Origin of the sequence: Streptomyces longispororuber, assembly GCF_024448165.1 — a bacterium.
Classification (GTDB): Bacteria; Actinomycetota; Actinomycetes; order Streptomycetales; family Streptomycetaceae; genus Streptomyces; species Streptomyces longispororuber_A.
In genome coordinates this window covers 1-16,429 of the sequence record NZ_JAMOLN010000140.1, presented here as the reverse complement: position 1 = coordinate 16,429, position 16,429 = coordinate 1, and the positions used below count along the sequence as shown (strand labels likewise).

At 70.0% G+C, this 16,429-nt stretch carries 13 protein-coding genes; 7 read left to right on the top strand and 6 right to left on the bottom strand.

The window, feature by feature from the left end:
- Positions 1-12 precede the first annotated feature (12 nt).
- Positions 13-927, top strand: a complete 915-nt coding sequence (locus M4J07_RS31905) for a hypothetical protein (protein ID WP_255977452.1) — start codon at positions 13-15, stop codon at positions 925-927.
- A gap of 262 nt (positions 928-1,189) precedes the next feature.
- Here M4J07_RS31905 and M4J07_RS31900 read toward each other — a convergent pair whose 3' ends face one another.
- The 4 genes from M4J07_RS31900 to M4J07_RS31885 form a co-directional block, all read right to left on the bottom strand.
- Positions 1,190-2,161 (bottom strand): NAD(P)H-dependent flavin oxidoreductase, encoded by a 972-nt coding sequence (locus M4J07_RS31900; RefSeq protein ID WP_255977450.1) that lies wholly within the window; start codon positions 2,159-2,161, stop codon positions 1,190-1,192.
- A gap of 8 nt (positions 2,162-2,169) precedes the next feature.
- Positions 2,170-3,312 (bottom strand): acyl-CoA dehydrogenase family protein, encoded by a 1,143-nt coding sequence (locus M4J07_RS31895; RefSeq protein ID WP_255977448.1) that lies wholly within the window; start codon positions 3,310-3,312, stop codon positions 2,170-2,172.
- A 21-nt stretch (positions 3,313-3,333) separates the two neighbouring features.
- Positions 3,334-3,954: a TetR/AcrR family transcriptional regulator gene (locus tag M4J07_RS31890; protein ID WP_255977445.1), complete on the bottom strand. Its 621-nt coding sequence runs from the start codon at positions 3,952-3,954 to the stop codon at positions 3,334-3,336.
- 99 nt (positions 3,955-4,053) lie between these two features.
- Entirely contained in the window at positions 4,054-5,871 is a 1,818-nt protein-coding gene (locus M4J07_RS31885) for an AMP-dependent synthetase/ligase (RefSeq protein WP_255977443.1), read from the bottom strand.
- A gap of 266 nt (positions 5,872-6,137) precedes the next feature.
- On the opposite strand from M4J07_RS31885, the gene M4J07_RS31880 reads away from it, so the two are divergent.
- The gene (locus M4J07_RS31880) at positions 6,138-7,361 is read left to right on the top strand and encodes an acetyl-CoA C-acetyltransferase (RefSeq protein ID WP_255977441.1); all 1,224 of its coding nucleotides are present in this window, start codon (positions 6,138-6,140) and stop codon (positions 7,359-7,361) included.
- Between the two features lie 98 nt (positions 7,362-7,459).
- Positions 7,460-9,628, top strand: a complete 2,169-nt coding sequence (locus tag M4J07_RS31875) for a 3-hydroxyacyl-CoA dehydrogenase NAD-binding domain-containing protein (protein ID WP_255977439.1) — start codon at positions 7,460-7,462, stop codon at positions 9,626-9,628.
- Here M4J07_RS31875 and M4J07_RS31870 read toward each other — a convergent pair.
- Positions 9,619-10,311 carry a TetR/AcrR family transcriptional regulator gene (locus M4J07_RS31870; protein ID WP_255977437.1) on the bottom strand — a complete coding sequence of 231 codons (693 nt, stop codon included), beginning with the start codon at positions 10,309-10,311 and terminating at the stop codon, positions 9,619-9,621. The genes M4J07_RS31875 and M4J07_RS31870 overlap by 10 nt on opposite strands.
- 146 nt (positions 10,312-10,457) lie before the next feature.
- Between M4J07_RS31870 and M4J07_RS31865 the strand changes: the two genes are divergently transcribed.
- The 4 genes from M4J07_RS31865 (at position 10,458) to M4J07_RS31850 (ending at position 15,941) form a co-directional block, all read left to right on the top strand.
- Positions 10,458-11,693: an oxygenase MpaB family protein gene (locus M4J07_RS31865; RefSeq protein WP_255977435.1), complete on the top strand. Its 1,236-nt coding sequence runs from the start codon at positions 10,458-10,460 to the stop codon at positions 11,691-11,693.
- A gap of 13 nt (positions 11,694-11,706) precedes the next feature.
- Positions 11,707-12,942, top strand: coding sequence for an oxygenase MpaB family protein (locus M4J07_RS31860; protein WP_255977433.1), 1,236 nt, complete (start codon positions 11,707-11,709; stop codon positions 12,940-12,942).
- A 143-nt stretch (positions 12,943-13,085) separates the two neighbouring features.
- Positions 13,086-15,428 carry a molybdopterin cofactor-binding domain-containing protein gene (locus tag M4J07_RS31855; RefSeq protein WP_255977431.1) on the top strand — a complete coding sequence of 781 codons (2,343 nt, stop codon included), beginning with the start codon at positions 13,086-13,088 and terminating at the stop codon, positions 15,426-15,428.
- A 36-nt stretch (positions 15,429-15,464) separates the two neighbouring features.
- Complete coding sequence (locus tag M4J07_RS31850; protein WP_255977430.1) at positions 15,465-15,941, top strand: (2Fe-2S)-binding protein; 477 nt, start codon at positions 15,465-15,467, stop codon at positions 15,939-15,941.
- Positions 15,942-15,959: 18 nt separating this feature from the next.
- On the opposite strand, the gene M4J07_RS31845 is transcribed toward M4J07_RS31850, so the two are convergent.
- Positions 15,960-16,429 (bottom strand): hypothetical protein (locus M4J07_RS31845; RefSeq protein WP_255977429.1); only part of this gene is annotated, 470 nt, incomplete at its 5' end.

Genomic DNA, 16,429 nt, shown 5'->3' with positions numbered 1-16,429 from the left:
GCGGTGACACCGATGCGGTACCTGACGATCACCGGCACGCTCCTGGACGAGATCACGCTGCGGCTCACCCATGGATTCCGAATCGACGAACCGCCCGACGCGGACCCGCCTGGCGGCGAACGCTCTCCTGACGCCCTGATCGTCGAAAGCGTGGGCCCCGAAGGCCGGGTTCTCGGCCGCGGGCTCGTCCGTACGGTGCCTCTGTGTGCGTACCGATCGGGCCTGCCCGCGCCCCGGCTCGTCGCGGGGGCCGTTGCCGTCGTCGAGGGAGCCGCGTCACTGCGCTTTCTGTTCCACGGTCGCGAAGTACACCGCTTCGTGGCGCCGCTGGGCAGCCCGGAGGTCCGCCTCTCCTGGCGGCCCGACGGAGAGCAGTACGGCACACAGCTCATCAGGTGGGACGCCCACCACCCCGAGTGCGCGAATCTCGCGTACGTCGTCCTCTTCAGCACGGACAGCCGCACGTGGACACCGCTCTGCCTTCCTCAGTCCGAGCCGGAAACGTCGGTGGACTTCGATGAGTTGCCGGGCGGACCGGAGTGCCGGGTGCGGGTCATGGCCTCCGACGGACTGCACACCGCAGTCGTCGACAGTCCTGCGTTCGCGGTACGGCGCAAGGGCCCGCAACCGTTGATCCTGTGCCCCGACGACGGTGCGGAGATCCCCTTCGGAGCGCCCGTCGTACTCATGGGGCAGGCGGCCTCCCCGGAAGACCCCGGTCGGTTCTCCGACGACCTGCGGTGGCGCTCTTCGCGCGATGGAGACCTGGGTTCGGGGCCGAGCTTGGACGTGGCCCTCTCACTGGGCGATCACACGCTCACTCTCGAAGCTGCGGGCAGCGAACGAGAAGCGTTCGTCATGGTCACCGTCCGGCCGGACCCATGCCGCTCGGACGATGCGAGGGAGTCCGCCGGGGAAACCGATTGACGGCTCCCGCGAACGATGGGCGAGCGGCCGGGAGCGGGGGAGGGGGCATGGCAGGCGGGACGCAGGAGCCGGGGTCAAGCGGCGATGGCTCGTCGGACGCTTCGTCCGGCAAGGCGAACTCGGACTCCGGCACGAACAGCGGGACGCGAGGTGAGCACTGGCGCGCCAGTGCGACTGCCGCAGGAACGGCGGCTGCGCCGGCCTTCGTGACCGTCTTCTTCGGGTGGCTGCCCAATCCGTTCGCACCGGCCACCATGACGGGTCAGCGCCGGACGGCGGCAAGGCGTTCGGCGATCACCTCGTCGGCCTCGGCCACGATGCGGTCGACCACATCGCGCACCGTGGGGATGTCGTCGATCAGTCCTTGGGCCAGGCCCGCGCTCCAGATTCCGGCCTCCAGGTCGCCGTCGTCGAAGACCCGCCGTCCTCTGACACCCGCGACCAGGTCCCGTACGTCTCCGAACTCACCGCCCTCGTCGAGGACTTCGACGACCTTGCGGCTGATCGTGTTGCTGGCGACGCGTGCCGTGTTGCCCAGCGGGCGGAAGATGAGTTCGGTGTCGAGTTCGGTGTTCGCGACGATCTGTTCCTTGACCCGGCGGTGCACGGGGGATTCCTCGGTGCACAGGAACCGGGTGCCCATGTTGACGCCCTCGGCGCCGAGCGCCAAGGCGGCGACCAGGCCGCGGCCGTCCGCGAAGCCGCCCGAGGCGATCACCGGGACGGTGAGCCGTCGTACTGCCGCAGGGATGAGGATCAGGCCGGGGATGTCGTCCTCGCCGGGGTGCCCCGCACACTCGAACCCGTCGATGCTCACGGCGTCGACACCGATCTGCTCGGCCTTCACCGCGTGCCGGACGCTGGTGCACTTGTGCAGGACCTTGACGCCGTGCGCCCGGAACTCGGGGAGGTGTGCCTCTGGGTTGAACCCGGCCGTCTCGACCACCTTGACGCCCGACTCGATGATGGCGCGCCGGTATTCGTCGTACGGCGGCGGGTTGATCGACGGCAGGATCGTGAGGTTCACGCCGAAGGGCCGGTCGGTCATCTCGCGGCAGCGTGCGATCTCCCGGGCCAGCGCTTCGGGGGTGGGCTGGGTGAGTGCGGTGAGGAAGCCGAGGGCGCCCGCGTCGGCCACGGCGGAGACCAGCTCGGCGCGGCCCACCCACTGCATTCCGCCCTGCACGATCGGGTGTTGGACGCCGAAGGTCTCGGTGAAGCGTGTCGTCAGCATCTGGGCTCCTACAGTCCGTACGTCTTGCCGATGATGTCCCGCTGGATCTCGCTCGTTCCGCCGTACACGGTGGACACGACCGTCGAGCGCAGCAGGGCCTCCATGCCGTACTCGGTGGCGTAGCCGTAGCCGCCCATCATCTGCATGCCCTCCAGGGTCACGTGCTTGGCGAGTTCGGTGCACTTGAGCTTGGCCATGGAGGCCTCACGGGCGAACACGCGGTCGGGTTCGGCGTCGATGGACGTGGCGACGTCGTCCAGCAGCAGCTGGGCGCACTCCAGTTCCGTCGCCATGTCCGCGATGCGGTGCCGGAGCGCCTGGAACGAGCCGATCGGCCGGCCGAACTGCTCGCGCTCACGGACGTAGGAGAGCGTGTCGTCGAAGGCCCGCTGGGCGACGCCGAGCATCAGCGCGGCGAGGATCATCCGCTCCAGGTTGAGGCCGGCCATCAGCTGGGTCCAGGCCTGGCCGGTGGCGCCGACCACCGCCGAGTCGGGGACGAAGCAGTCGGTGAAGTAGAGGTCGTTGACCTCCTTGCCGCCCATGGTCTCGATGCCGCGGATCTGCAGGCCCGCCGCGTCCGCCGGCACCATGAACTGGGTGAGCCCCTCGTGCTTCGAACTCCCCTGACCGGTACGGGCGATGAGCAGAATGTGGTCGGCGAAGTGGGCGTTGGAGCACCAGGTCTTCTGGCCGTTGACCAGGTAGCCGCCGCTGGTGCGCTCGGCGCGGCAGGTGAGGGCGCCCACGTCCGAGCCCGCGCCGGGTTCGGACATCGAGATGGCCTCCACCCGGCCGTTGACCACGCCCTGGAGCACGGTGCGCTTCTGGTCCTCGGTGCCGAACTTCTCGTACGCGGCCGCCGAGATGATCGACGTGCTGAAGCCGCTGATGGGGGCCCGCCCGTAGGACGTCTCCTGGAGGAACAGACAGAGGTCCACCATGCCGCGTCCTGCGCCGCCGTACTCCTCCGGCACGGCGATGCCCAGCCAGCCGAGGGCGGCCATCTTCTCGTAGAGCTGCTGGTTGTGATGCTCTGCGCCGTTGGCCGTCAGTTTGTCGCGCTGTTCCTTCGTGCCGCACTCGCGGCGGCAGAAGTCGGCTATCGCCTTCACCAGGTCGCGGCGTTCGTCGGTCAGGTTTCGGGACACGGGGTGACTCCTTAGGGACGGTCAGTCGTCCCGTAGGGCGGGGAAGACGGTGTGCAGGAGGTGGAGCACGGTGCGGGTCAGGACGACGTGGAGGTCGCTGCGGCTGAGCGTGCCGCGGACCAGCCACTCGCGGGACGCGGCCTTGAGCATGCTGCTGTGGGCGCGGATGATCGCGCGGAGTTTGTCCCGGCCCTCGGTGACGTCGGTCATCATGGCGGCTTCGAGGATCCGGTCGGTGGCGATCTCGTCGGCCTCGAGCATGATCCGGTCGATCTCGGGGTCATGGCCGAGGGACTCCAGGCCGATCGCGGACAGCCACATGTCCCGGTTGCGTTCGACCACTTCGAGCCAGCGGTCCACGCAGATGGACAGACGCTCCTCTGCCGTGGTGGGAGGCAGCCGCTCCGAGACCGTGGCGGGGATGACCATCATCTGCCGCACCACCTCCAGGTAGAGCTGCCGCTTCCCGCCGAAGTAGTGGTTCACCAGGGCGCGCGCCACGCCCGCCTCGGCCGCGATGTCCGAGATGGACACCGACGCGTAGCTGGCCGCACCGAACTGTCTGCGGGCCACGCCGAGGATCTCGGCGCGCCGGGCGTCCGGTTCCATACGGCGTCGCTGGGCCTGGCGCTCTGTGCCCATGGGAGGGTTCCTTCCGTGGTCGCGAAGTGCCGGACGCGGATGTCCGACGGACCCATGTCTACATCGACCCTGCGTGTGCCGGGTCTCCGTGTGCCGGGATTACGGGTACAGCGACTCGATGGTGGCGGCGTGCAGTTCGTCGATGGCCCGGCGGCGCAGGCTGAGCTTCGGGGTGAGCTCGCCGGTCTCCGCCGTCCACGGCCCGGCGAGGACGCGGTACCGCTTGACCTGTTCCGCCCGGGAGAGGACCGCGTTGGTCTCTTCGACCACGGAGTCGATCGCGGTCAACACCTGTGCGTGCGTGGCTAGTTCGGTCAGGTCGGTGGTGGCGAGGCCCGCTGCCTTCGCCCATGCGGGTGCCGATTCCTCGTCGAGGACGAGCAGGGCCGTGACGTAGCGGCGGCGGTCGCCGATCGCGACGGCATGCGCGATCAACGGGTGGGTGCGCAGCAGGGATTCGATCCCCGTCGGAGCGATGTTCTTCCCGCCGGCGGTGATGATCAGCTCCTTCTTGCGGTCGGTGACGGCGACGATGCCGCGGGAGTCGACCGTGCCGATGTCACCCGTGGGCAGCCAGCCGTCCGCGTCGGTGCCGGAGGCCACCGAGCCGTCGGACTGGAGGTAGCCGGAGAAGACGACGGGCCCGCGGACGAACAGCTCACCGTCCTCGCCCTCCCTGACCTCGATCCCCGGACCCGGCCGGCCCACTCCGCCCAGCGCGAACGCCTCCGGTGTGCTGACCGTCGCCGCACCGGTGGTCTCGCTCAGTCCCCACACCTCGTACACCGGCAGCCCGACGCTCGCCAGGAATTCCAGGACGGTCGTGGAGATCGGTGCGGCTCCGCTGAACGCCCGCCGGCAGTCGTCGAATCCGAGGGCGGCCCGCAGCGGCTGGAGCACCGGCACCTCGAACTCCTGCTGTTGCTGGGCGAGTTCGGTGGGGATGTCCTGGCCGGTCGAGCGTCGGCGGTACACGTCGAGCGCGGTCGTCCTGGCCTGCTCCACGGCCGTGGCCTGTTCCTCCGGAAGTGAGGCGAGCTGCGCCCGCAGCCCGGCCGCGAGCTTCTCCCATACCCGTGGCACCCCGAAGAAGCCGTGCGGGCGCACCGACCGGAGCGTGGGCAGCAGTTGGGCGGGGGAGGCGCAGATGGTGACGTGCCCCGCGTGGCAGATCGGCAGGTAGATCCCGAGGACCCGCTCGGCGATGTGCGCCAGCGGCAAGTACGCGACCGAACGGGCGTGATCCGGGACGGGCGCGAGCTGATCCTGCATCAGGGACTCGTGGATGACGTTGCGATGGGACAGCACCACGCCCTTCGGATCTCCGGTGGTGCCTGACGTGTAGACGAGCGCCAGCGGCTGGTCCGGGCGCGCACTGTCCGTGAGCTGCTCGAACGCGGCGTCGTCCGGCGGCAGTGCGTTGCGCACGGCTGCGTAGCTGACGAAGCGTGGATCGTCGGCGGGGGCGACGGACCAGTCGAGGACGACGACGGCGCGCAGCTCCGGCAGGTCGTCCAGGACCGGCGCCCAGCGGCGCATCTGCTCGGCGCCCTCCAGGACGAGCACGGTGGCGGCGCTGTGCCGGGCCAGCGCGCCGATCTGTTCGGTGCTCAGGGTGTCGTACGTGCTGCAGGGCAGGGCGCCGACGTGGATTGCCGCGAGGTCGGTGACCCAGTGCTCGGCCCGCTTCGACAGGGCGATGAGCACGCGCTCGCCGCGGCGCAGCCCGAGCTGGGTGAACCCCCGGGTGAGGGCGGCGACTTCGGCCCGCAACTGCGTCCAGGTCAGTGTTCCGGCATCCGGGCCGAGGCCGGTGGTCAGCGCGGGCCGTTCGCCGAATTCGATGGCGTTGCGGCGCAGCAGCCTGGTGATCGTCAGCTCTTCGGTGGACTGGTGCAGCGGCTCTGCTGTGGTCACGGCGGGCTCCCTCCTACGTGAACCGTGGGCGGATGGTGCGTGAGCGACGCCCACACTGAACCCCTTCTTGGCGTCATGTCAATAGAGATGCAATCTGGGTGGGACCGCTTGGTGGCTGACCTGGAGGGAATGACTAACTCGCCATGTCTGGGCGGCGATTTGAGCAGCGCAGAGCCGATCATCGGCTATTGACAGTGCGCCAATAGATGCCCTTACCTGTCCCCGCTGGATGCGCCAGGCGACGACGAGACGCGAGGGCAGTCACCGTGACCGAAGCACGCACCGAAGCATTCATCTACGACGCGATCCGCACGCCGCGCGGCCGTGGCAAGCGGACGGGATCGCTGCACCACATCAAGCCGGTGTCCCTGGTGACCGGCCTGATCGACGAGCTCGGCCGCCGCCACCCGGAACTCGATCCCGCCCGCTACGACGACATCGTGCTGGGCGTCGTCTCCCCGGTCGGCGACCAGGGCATGGACATCGCCAAGACCGCGGCGCTCACGGCCGGGCTGCCCGACCACGTCGCCGGCGTCCAGCTCAACCGGTTCTGCGCCTCGGGCCTCGAAGCCGTCAACACCGCCGCCCAGAAGGTCCGTTCGGGCTGGGACCAACTCGTCGTCGCCGGCGGCGTGGAGTCCATGTCGCGGGTGCCGATGGGCAGCGACGGCGGGGCGATGGCCGCCGACCCGGAGACGGCCTTCGACACCTACTTCGTCCCGCAGGGCATCGGCGCCGATCTGATCGCCACCCTCGAAGGATTCTCCCGGGACGACGTCGACACCTACGCGGTGCGCTCGCAGCACCTGGCCGCGAAGGCGTGGACCGGCGGCCACTTCGCGAAGTCGGTGGTGCCGGTGCGCGACCGCAACGGCGTGATCGTGCTCGCCGAGGACGAACACCCGCGCCCCGACACGACGGTCGAGAGCCTCGCCGCTCTGCGCCCGTCCTTCGCCGACCTCGGCGAGACGGTGGGCTTCGACGCGGTGGCCCTGCAGAAGTACCACTGGGTCGAGCGCATCGACCACGTGCATACCGCGGGCAACTCCTCGGGCATCGTGGACGGTTCGGCCCTGGTCCTCATCGGAAGCGAGCGGGTGGGCCGCGAGCTCGGCCTCGTGCCCCGCGCCCGCATCGTCTCCACCGCGGTCAGCGGCGCCGACCCGACCATCATGCTCACCGGCCCGGCTCCGGCGACCCGCAAGGCGCTCGACCTGGCTGGGCTGAGCGTCGACGACATCGACCTGTTCGAGATCAACGAGGCGTTCGCGTCCGTGGTCCTGCGCTACGTCAAGGACCTCGACCTGCCCTGGGAGAAGGTCAACGTCAACGGCGGCGCCATCGCCATGGGCCACCCGCTCGGCGCCACCGGCGCGATGCTCGTCGGCACGGTCGTCGACGAACTGGAGCGCCGCTCGGCCCGCCGCGCCGTCGTCAGCCTCTGCGTCGGCGGCGGCATGGGCATCGCCACCGTCATCGAACGCCTGTGAGAACGCCGCTGCGCACAACGCTGAGCCCGCCTCGCACCGAGCGCTGACGTGCACATCCCCTCGACCGGCGCACACCTCCCGAAAGGAACGCCGTACCGATGTCGAAGACGAACATGATCCGCTGGGAGCAGGATTGCGACGGGGTCGTCGTGCTGACGATGGACGACCCGGACAGCTCCGTGAACACGATGAACCAGACGTACGTCGACTCGATGGAGGCCACCGTCGCCCGCCTGGAGGCGGAGCGCGACGGCATCGCGGGCGTCGTCCTCACCTCGGCCAAGAAGAGCTTCTTCGCCGGCGGCGACATCGGCTTCATGAGTCAGGCCCGGCCGGAGAACGCCGAGGCGCTCACCGCGCTGTGCGTGACCCTGAAGGACCAGCTGCGCCGACTGGAGACGCTCGGCAAGCCGGTCGCCGCCGCGATGAACGGCACGGCCCTCGGCGGCGGCTACGAGGTCGCGCTGGCCTGCCACCACCGCATCGCCCTGGACACCCCGGACAGCCGGATCGGACTGCCGGAGGTGACCTTGGGGCTGCTGCCCGGCGCGGGCGGCGTCAGCCGGACCGTGCGCCTACTGGGCCTCCAGGACGCGCTGACGGACGTCCTGCTGACGGGGCAGCAGTACAAGCCGCGCGATGCGGTCGCCAAAGGGCTGGTACACGAACTCGTCGACACTTCGGAGGAGTTGGTGGCCAAGGCCCGGCACTGGGTGCTCGGCCATCCGGATGCCGCGCAGCCCTGGGACGCCAAGGGCTACCGCATGCCCGGGGGAGCCTCCTCGCATCCGAAGGTCGCCGCGAGCCTGCCCGCGTACGCCGCGACCCTGCGCAAGCAGCTCAAGGGCGCGAACCTGCCCGCGCCGCGCAACATCCTCGCCGCCGCCGTGGAGAGTGCCCAGCTCCCCATCGACGCCGGGTTCAAGGTCGAGACCGGTTACCTCGTCGAGCTGATGACGGGGCAGGTCTCGACGAACATGATGCAGGCCTTCTTCTACGACATGCAGCACATCAACTCCGGCGGCAGCCGTCCGGCCGGTCACCCACGGCACACCGCGCGCAAGGCCGGCGTGCTGGGCGCGGGCATGATGGGAGCCGGGATCGCCTACGCGTGCGCCCGCGGCGGCCTGACCGTCGTCCTCAAGGACGTCACGTACGAGGCCGCCCGGAAGGGCAAGGAGTACTCCGAGCGGATCCTCGCCAAGGCCGTCGCCCGCGGGCGGATCGGACAGGAGAAGGCCGACGAGATCCTCGCGCGCATCCTGCCGACCGCCGATCCTCAGGACCTCGCCGGCTGCGACCTGGTCATCGAGGCCGTCTTCGAGGACCCCGGTCTCAAGCAGAAGGTGTTCGCCGAGATCCAGGGCATCGTGGCACCGGACGCGGTGCTCGCCTCCAACACCTCCACGCTGCCGATCACTTCGCTCGCCGAGGGCGTCGAGCGGCCCGCGGACTTCATCGGCCTGCACTTCTTCTCGCCCGTCGACAGGATGCCGCTCCTGGAGATCATCGCGGGGGAGCGGACCGGCGAGGCGACCGTGGCGAAGGCCGTCGACATCGCGCGTCAGATCGGCAAGACGCCCATCGTGGTGGGCGACAGCCGGGGCTTCTTCACCAGCCGGGTCATCTCGAAGTTCATCGACGAGGCGGTCGCGATGCTCGGCGAGGGACTCAACCCGGCCTCCATCGAACAGGCGGGCTCCCAGGCGGGCTACCCCGCACCGCCCCTCCAGCTCCTCGACGAGCTGACCCTGACCCTGCCCCGCAGGATCCGCGAGGAGACCAGGGCAGCGACACTCGCCGAGGGCGGCGCGTGGCACCCGCACGGCTCGGAACCGGTCGTGGACCGCATGATCGACGAGTTCGGGCGCGGCGGACGGTCGTCGGGGGCCGGGTTCTACGCCTACGGCGAGGACGGCAGGCGCGCGGGCCTGTGGCCGGGCCTGTACGAGCACTTCACCGAGCCGGGTCGGCGCATCCCCTTCGAGGACATGAAGGAACGGATGCTGTTCGCCGAGGCCGTGGACACCGTGCGCTGCCTGGACGAGGGGGTGCTGCGCTCGGTGCCCGACGCGAACGTCGGCTCGATCCTGGGCATCGGCTTCCCGTCGTGGACCGGCGGCGTGCTGCAGTACATCAACGGCTATCCCGGCGGGTTGCCCGGATTCGTCGCCAGGGCACGGGAACTGACGGAGCGTTACGGACGGCGATTCGATCCGCCCGCGTCGCTCGTCGCCAGGGCCGAGCGGGGTGAGCGCTACGCGTGACGCGGGTCCGCGCACGGTGGCCCGAGCATCGGCACCAGGAACTGCCGGGCCACCGCGCGCATCCGCTCGTCGTCGTCGAGGTCGATGACGTGGCTCGGCACGACCAGGAACGACGTACAGACCCGGACCATCATCTCGGCCACCACGTCCACGTCCACGTCGGCGCCGACGTGGCCGGCCCGCTGCTCCTGCCGCAGCCGCTCGGCGACGAACTGCTGCACCACGAACAGGGTGCGGCCGCCGTCACCGGTCATCGACGGCACGACGACCTCCGGCTCGACGGTCATCAGGCCGCCGATGAGCCGGTTGTGGCGGATGGCGCGCAGGGAGCTCACGAAGCCCACGACGACCCGGTCGGCGACGGTCCCGGCGGCCTGGACCTCGACGGTGAACTGGTCGAAGTAGCGCCGGAACTCACGCCGTACGACCTGCTCGACCAGGGCTTCCTTCGTGGCGAAGCGGCGGTAGACGGTAATCCGGGAGACTCCCGCGAGCTTCGCCACGTCCGCCATCGTCGAGCGTTTGATGCCCATGCGGCAGAACTGCTCGTACGCGGCGTCGAGCAGGCGCACGGACACCTCGTCGTCCATGTCCGGGGAGTCGGCGGCGGCGTCGCTGAAGGCGAGCTCCAGGACGGAGGGAGGGCCGGAAGGTCCCGCCGGCTCGGACAGGACAGGTTCCACAAGTGCCTCCCTGATTCTGTGCAGCCTCTGGCGTTCATGGGGTGACTGTGCTCCCCTGGTGATACAGAGAAGCTCAACGTGTTTCACCGTACCAAAGCGACTGCAGGACGAGCAGATCCATCGAACTCTAGGAGGAGTTCAGAGCAATGGACGGGTTGAGTAGGCGGAAAATGTTGCTGGCAGGAGGTGCGCTGGGTGCCGTCGGGGCGCTGAGCGCGGCGTCGCCGGCCAGTGCGCGCTCCGTGTGGACGTGGTCGCCGAGCGGCTCGGTCGCCGGTGCGGGGGCGGGCGTCGACCCGGAATGGGTCTGGGACGACGAGGCCGACCGGCTGATCGCCTCCGTGATCGACCGGGGCGACGTCGCCAAGGTGAACGAGGGACTGCATGCCTGGACCCGGAACGACCAGGCGCCGCCCGCCGGACTCCCGCAGGACGTCCGGGAGTTCATGGACGCGGCGCGCCGACTGCCGTCCTGGGCCGACCGGGACAAGCTGGAGAGGGCCGCCAAGTTCAACGAGTCGCGCGGCTTCTACCTGAACGTGCTCAACGGGATCGGCGGCGGCATGCTCAGCACCGCCATTCCCCGGGAGGCCCGCTCGGTGTACTACTCCAAGGGCGGCGCCGACATGGAGGACCGCGTCGCCAAGACGAGCATCCTCGGCTTCGCCGTCGGCGACCTGGACGCCTACCGCGACGGCGGCGACTGCGCCGTCCAGGCCGTCAAGACGCGGATGGTGCACGCGGCGGTGCGGCACCTGCTGCCGCAGTCCCCGGCGTGGACGCAGGTCAGCGGCGGCCAGAAGATCCCGATCAGCCAGGCCGACATCCTGGTCACCTGGCACAGCCTCGCCACGTACGCGATGCAGAAGCTCCTGGAGTGGAAGGTGCCGGTCACCTCCGCCGAGTCCGAGGCGTATCTGCACGTGTGGCAGGTGACCGCGCACATGCTGGGCGTGCGCGACGAGTACATCCCCGCCACCTGGGACGCCGCCAACGCCCAGTCGAAGCAGGTCCTCGACCCGATCCTCACCTCGACGAAGGAAGGCGTCGAGCTGACCGACATCCTGCTCGGCCAGCTCGCCGAGCAGACCAGCCCCGGTGGAGTCGACCGACCGCTCGTGAACGCCCTCGCCCGTTACCTGGTCGGCGACCGGGTCGCCGACATGGACGGCATTCCCCCTGAGCCGTTCTGGCACAGGACCATCGAGACCGTGTGGCCGAAGCTGGTCGCCTTCCGCGAGGGGCTCATCAAGCTCCCGCTGGTGCCGCCGCTGGCCTGGACGGTCGACGAGGCGGCGCGTCAGTACATCCTCCTCTTCCTCACCAAGGGGCAGGGCACGGAACTCACGATTCCCGACACCAACCGGCCGAGTGCACGCTGAAAGGATGTCCAGGATGGATCAGCTCAACGGCAGGCTCAGCAGGCGGAACATGCTGCTGGCCGGTGGAGCGTTCGGCGCCTTCGGAGCGCTGAGCGCGGCGTCGCCCGCCGCCGCCCGGTCCCTGTGGACGTGGTCGCCCAGCGGGTCGGTGGCGGGACAGGGAGCAGGCGTCGACCCCGAGTGGGTGTGGGACGAGGAGGCCGACCCGGTCCTCGCCGCCGTCATCGAGCGCGGCGAGGTGGCCAAGGCCAACGCGGCGCTGAAGCAGTGGACGCGCAACGACCAGGCGCTGCCCGACGGACTCCCCGCGGATCTGCGGGAGTTCATGGAGCACGCCCGGCAACTGCCGTCCTGGGCGGACACGACGAAGCTCGACCGGGCCTCCCAGTTCAGCAAGACCAAGGGCATCTACGTCGGCGCGCTCTACGGCCTCGGCAGCGGCCTCATGAGCACCGCCATCCCACGCGAGTCGCGCGCCGTGTACTACTCCAAGGGCGGCGCGGACATGAAGGACCGCATCGCCAAGACCGCCCGGCTCGGCTACGACATCGGCGACGTGTACGCCTACAAGCCGCAGGGCTCGATGATCGTGACCGCCGTCAAGACGCGGCTGGTGCACGCGGCGGTGCGGCACCTGCTCCCGCAGTCCCCGGACTGGACGCGCGTGAGCGGCGGCCAGAAGATCCCGATCAGCCAGGCCGACATCCTGGTCACCTGGCACAGCCTGGCCACGTTTGTCATGCGCAAGCTAAAGGAGTGGGGAGTCAAGGTCTCCACCGCGGACGCGGACGCCTATCTGCACGTGTGGCAGGTCAGCGCGGCGATGCTCGGCGTCAAGGAGGAGTACATTCCCGCCACGTGGGACGCCGCCGACGCCCAGTCGAAGCAGGTCCTCGACCCGATCCTGGCCCACACCACCGAAGGAGAGGCGCTGGCCGACGTCCTCCTGGGCATCGTGGCCGAACTCGATCTCGGTATCACGCGCCCCCTCATCAGCGCGTTCTCCCGGTACACGCTCAGCGACCAGGTGGGCGACATGATCGGCCTGTCCAAGGAACCGATCCTCAAGCCGCTGATCGCGACCGCATGGCCGCTGCTGGTGGCCTTCCGCGAGGGACTGATCCCGCTCCCCGGCATCCCCTCGGTCGTATGGACGCTGGAGGAGGCCATCCGCCAGTTCGTCCTGCTCTTCCTCGCCGAAGGGCAGCCCATCGCGATCAACATCCCAGACATGAACCGGCCCTCCTGAACGGCTGGTTCGGCTCCGAAGGCCACCCGACGGGCGGGCGGCAGGGACGGTGACCGCTCGAACCGCCCCCGCCGCCCGCCACCCCGCCGCAACCGGACCGCCGGCCACCACCCGGGGCCGAGCTGTACACACGGGACACGCCTATGAGACCGCGCAGCAGCGGGACGACCGACCGCAGCCCCCAGTCACCCCCACCGGCACCCGAGCTGGGCAGACGCCGGTTCCTCGGCTATGTCCTCGCGGCACCGACACTGATGGCCGCCGCCGAACTCGCCCCGGCCCCGGCAGCGACCGCCGCCGACACCTCCTCGGGACCCGGCATCCCCACGACGGACATCACCGAGATCGTCGACCTCAACGACGCCCTGACCCTGGCCGCGGCGCCCACCTCGGCCCTGATCACGGTCCAGGTCAACACCGACGGCACGGTGTCCTTCGCGCTGCCCCGCGCGGAAGTGGGCCAGGGCATCACCACCTCGACGGCGATGCTGATCGCCGAGGAGATGGACGTCCCGCTGGACCGGGTGCGGATCACCCTCGCCGACGCACGCCCCGAACTCCTCTTCAACCAGCTCACCGGCGCATCGAACACCACCATCTCCACCTATACGCCGGTCAGGGTCGCCGCCGCCGTCGCGCGCGGCCGCCTGCTGGAGGCGGCCGCGATCGAACTCGGCGCGGCTGTCTCCACGTTGACGATCAAGGCCGGAGAGGTGATCGGCGCCGCCGGCGACCGCATCGGCATCGGCGACCTCGCCCGGAAGGCCGCGGCCGTCACGACCGAAGCCGTCACGGCCGAGCTCAAGCCTGCCGACCGGTTCACCGTCATCGGCACCCCGCAGAACCGGGTCGACGCGCTCGCCGCCGTCACCGGCCGCAAGAAGTTCGCCATGGACCTCGCCGTGCCGAACGCGCTGCCGACCATGGTGTGCCGGCCGCCCACCATCAACGGCAAGGTCGCCTCGGTGGCCAACCTGGACGCCGTACGCACCATGCCGGGCGTCACCGACGCCGTGGTGATCTCCACCGGAGTGGCGGTGCGTGCGCGGACGTTCGGGCAGTGCATCGACGCCGTCCGGGCCCTGAACGTCGCGTGGCGGCCCGGCACGGCCGCCAGCAAGTCCGACCGGACGGTGCTGGACGAACTGAAGGCCGCCGAACCGTCCATGGGGCTGCCCTCGGTGACGCCGACCGTGGAGGAGACCTTCACCTTCCACTTCCGGGGCAACAGCGCCCTTGAGCCCAACTGCGCGATCGCAGACGTCCGTTCGGACCGCGCCGAGATCTGGTCCGGCCTCAAGTCGCCGATCGTCGCGAAGCAGACCATCGCTGCCCGGCTGGGCCTCCCGGTCGGCGCGGTCACCGTGCACGTCACGGAGAGCGGCGGCTCCTTCGGCCGCAAACTGTTCTTCGACGCGGCCTCGGAGGCTGCCGAGGCCTCCCAGAAGATGGGCAAGCCCGTCAAACTCATGTGGCACCGCGCGGACGACGCCCGCCAAGGGCGCGCGCACCCCATGGCCACCTCGCGCGTTCGGGCCTCCTACCTGGGCGGTACGGTGCTCGGCTACAAACAGCGCCACACCAGCGTCGCCACCGACCTGAGCCACGGCTTCGGCGAGGTCATCACGGCGATCGCCGCGAAACTTCCCGTCGGCGACATCGGCTTCTCGGAGACGTTCTTCCAGCTCTCCCAGTCGATGCCGTACGACTTCGGCGTGTACAGCCGCGTGCTGAACGAGACCGACAAGGGCTTCAACACGGGCAGCATGCGCAACGTCTACTCACCCGACGTCACCTGCGCCCGCGAGCTGATCGTCGACCGGCTCGCCGCGAACATGGGAAAGGACCCGGTCCGCTTCCGGCACGACGCGCTGAGCGACGAGCGGGCCCGCGCGGTCCTGGACAAGGTGGCCGACCTGGGCAACTGGGGCCGCACGATGCCGGCCGGCACGGCCCAGGGCATCGCCGTGCACACCGAGTACCACGCCGCCAACGCGGTCCTCGTGGAGATCGACTGCCGCCCGGAGACCGTGAACCGGCCGATCCGCGACGGCGTCGCCGGACCGCGCGTGACCAAGGCGGTGTGCGCCGTGGACGTGGGTCTTGCCGTCAACCCCCGTGGCCTGGAAGCCCAGATGATGGGCTGCCTCATGGACGGCATCGCCCAGACCCTCACCGCGAGCCTCCACCTGCGCGACGGCGCCTTCCTCGAAGCCAGCTGGGACAACTACTTCTACACCCGGCAGTGGAACACCCCGCCCGAACTCGACATCGTCATCATGCCGAGCAGCAGGGAAAAGCCGGGTGGCGCCGGGGAGTTGGGGGTCGCCGCCGCCATGGCCGCGGTCGCCTGCGCCTACGCACGGGCCACCGGCACCATGCCGACCAGCTTCCCGGTCAATCACGGCACGCTCTCCTTCGAGCCCAAGCCGACCGTCCCGCCGGTCCCCGCCTCGCCCACCGACGGCCTGGACCACGCCATCTGAACCCCACACCCCTGAACCCCACACCTGGGAGTACCCGTGCCCGAGCACACCTTCCGCGTGAACGGCGAGACAGTCACCGTCGACGTCGCCGACGACGTGCGCCTGCTGTGGGTGCTGCGCGACGTCCTGGGCGTCACCGGCCCCAAGTACGGCTGCGGCATCAACGTCTGCAAGGCCTGCACCAGCCACCTCAACGGCAAGGCCGTCAACCCGTGCGCGATCCCGGTCAAGGCGCTCGAACCCGACGACGAGGTGACCACCATCGAAGGCCTCGCGGACACCGTCGACGCGGACCTGCACCCGATGCAGCAGGCCTGGCTCGACCAGGACGTGGCCCAGTGCGGCTACTGCCAGCCCGGCCAGATCATGGCCGCGGTGGCCGTGGTCCGCAGGGCGAAGGAAGAAGGCCGCGAGATCTCCGACGCGGACCTCGACGGCATCCGGAACGTGTGCCGCTGCGGCACGTACTTCCGTATCCGTGAGGCGATCAGAGCAGGAGCCAAGGCCATGTGACGCGGCCGGGTGCCGGGGTCACCGCGTGACCGGAGCCCGCTGGGGGAGGAGGCCGAGGAGCTGGTTCGTATGGCCGGGCAGCTCTGTCTCCGCCAGCCCGTTGATGAGGTCGCGCAGCGGAACGGGCTGATCGACCAGCAGGGTGTCGTTGGACAGGAGCCGGGTGGGCACCAGGGTGCCGAGCTCGGTGTCGCTGAGCGCCGCACCTCCGGCGAGTGCGCCCAGCGCGGCCGCCTGGGCGCTGATGCGGTCGCGCAGCCCGGGGTTGCCGCCGGCGTGCGCGATGATCTGCTCGATGGTCCAGGCGTCGAGGGCGATCCGGTTGTCGTACGTCGTGTGCGCCCCGGCCACGACACCTGCGACGGCGGCGATGGCGGCGGCGCTGACGAGCGAGACGTGCGCGAGGATCTGGTCGGCGTGCCACCCGCCGTCCGGCGGGGCGGGGGCGGTGTCCGCCGCCTCGGCCACCGTGGCGGCGGCGTCGAGCA

Excerpts from the sequence above, each read along its gene's own strand:
- M4J07_RS31905 (WP_255977452.1), top strand. The coding sequence starts at position 13 with ATGCGGTACCTGACGATCACCGGCACGCTCCTGGACGAGATCACGCTG.
- M4J07_RS31900 (WP_255977450.1), bottom strand. The coding sequence starts at position 2,161 with ATGCTGACGACACGCTTCACCGAGACCTTCGGCGTCCAACACCCGATC.
- M4J07_RS31890 (WP_255977445.1), bottom strand. The coding sequence starts at position 3,954 with ATGGGCACAGAGCGCCAGGCCCAGCGACGCCGTATGGAACCGGACGCC.
- M4J07_RS31875 (WP_255977439.1), top strand. The coding sequence starts at position 7,460 with ATGTCGAAGACGAACATGATCCGCTGGGAGCAGGATTGCGACGGGGTC.
- M4J07_RS31865 (WP_255977435.1), top strand. The coding sequence starts at position 10,458 with ATGGACGGGTTGAGTAGGCGGAAAATGTTGCTGGCAGGAGGTGCGCTG.
- M4J07_RS31860 (WP_255977433.1), top strand. The coding sequence starts at position 11,707 with ATGGATCAGCTCAACGGCAGGCTCAGCAGGCGGAACATGCTGCTGGCC.
- M4J07_RS31855 (WP_255977431.1), top strand. The coding sequence starts at position 13,086 with ATGAGACCGCGCAGCAGCGGGACGACCGACCGCAGCCCCCAGTCACCC.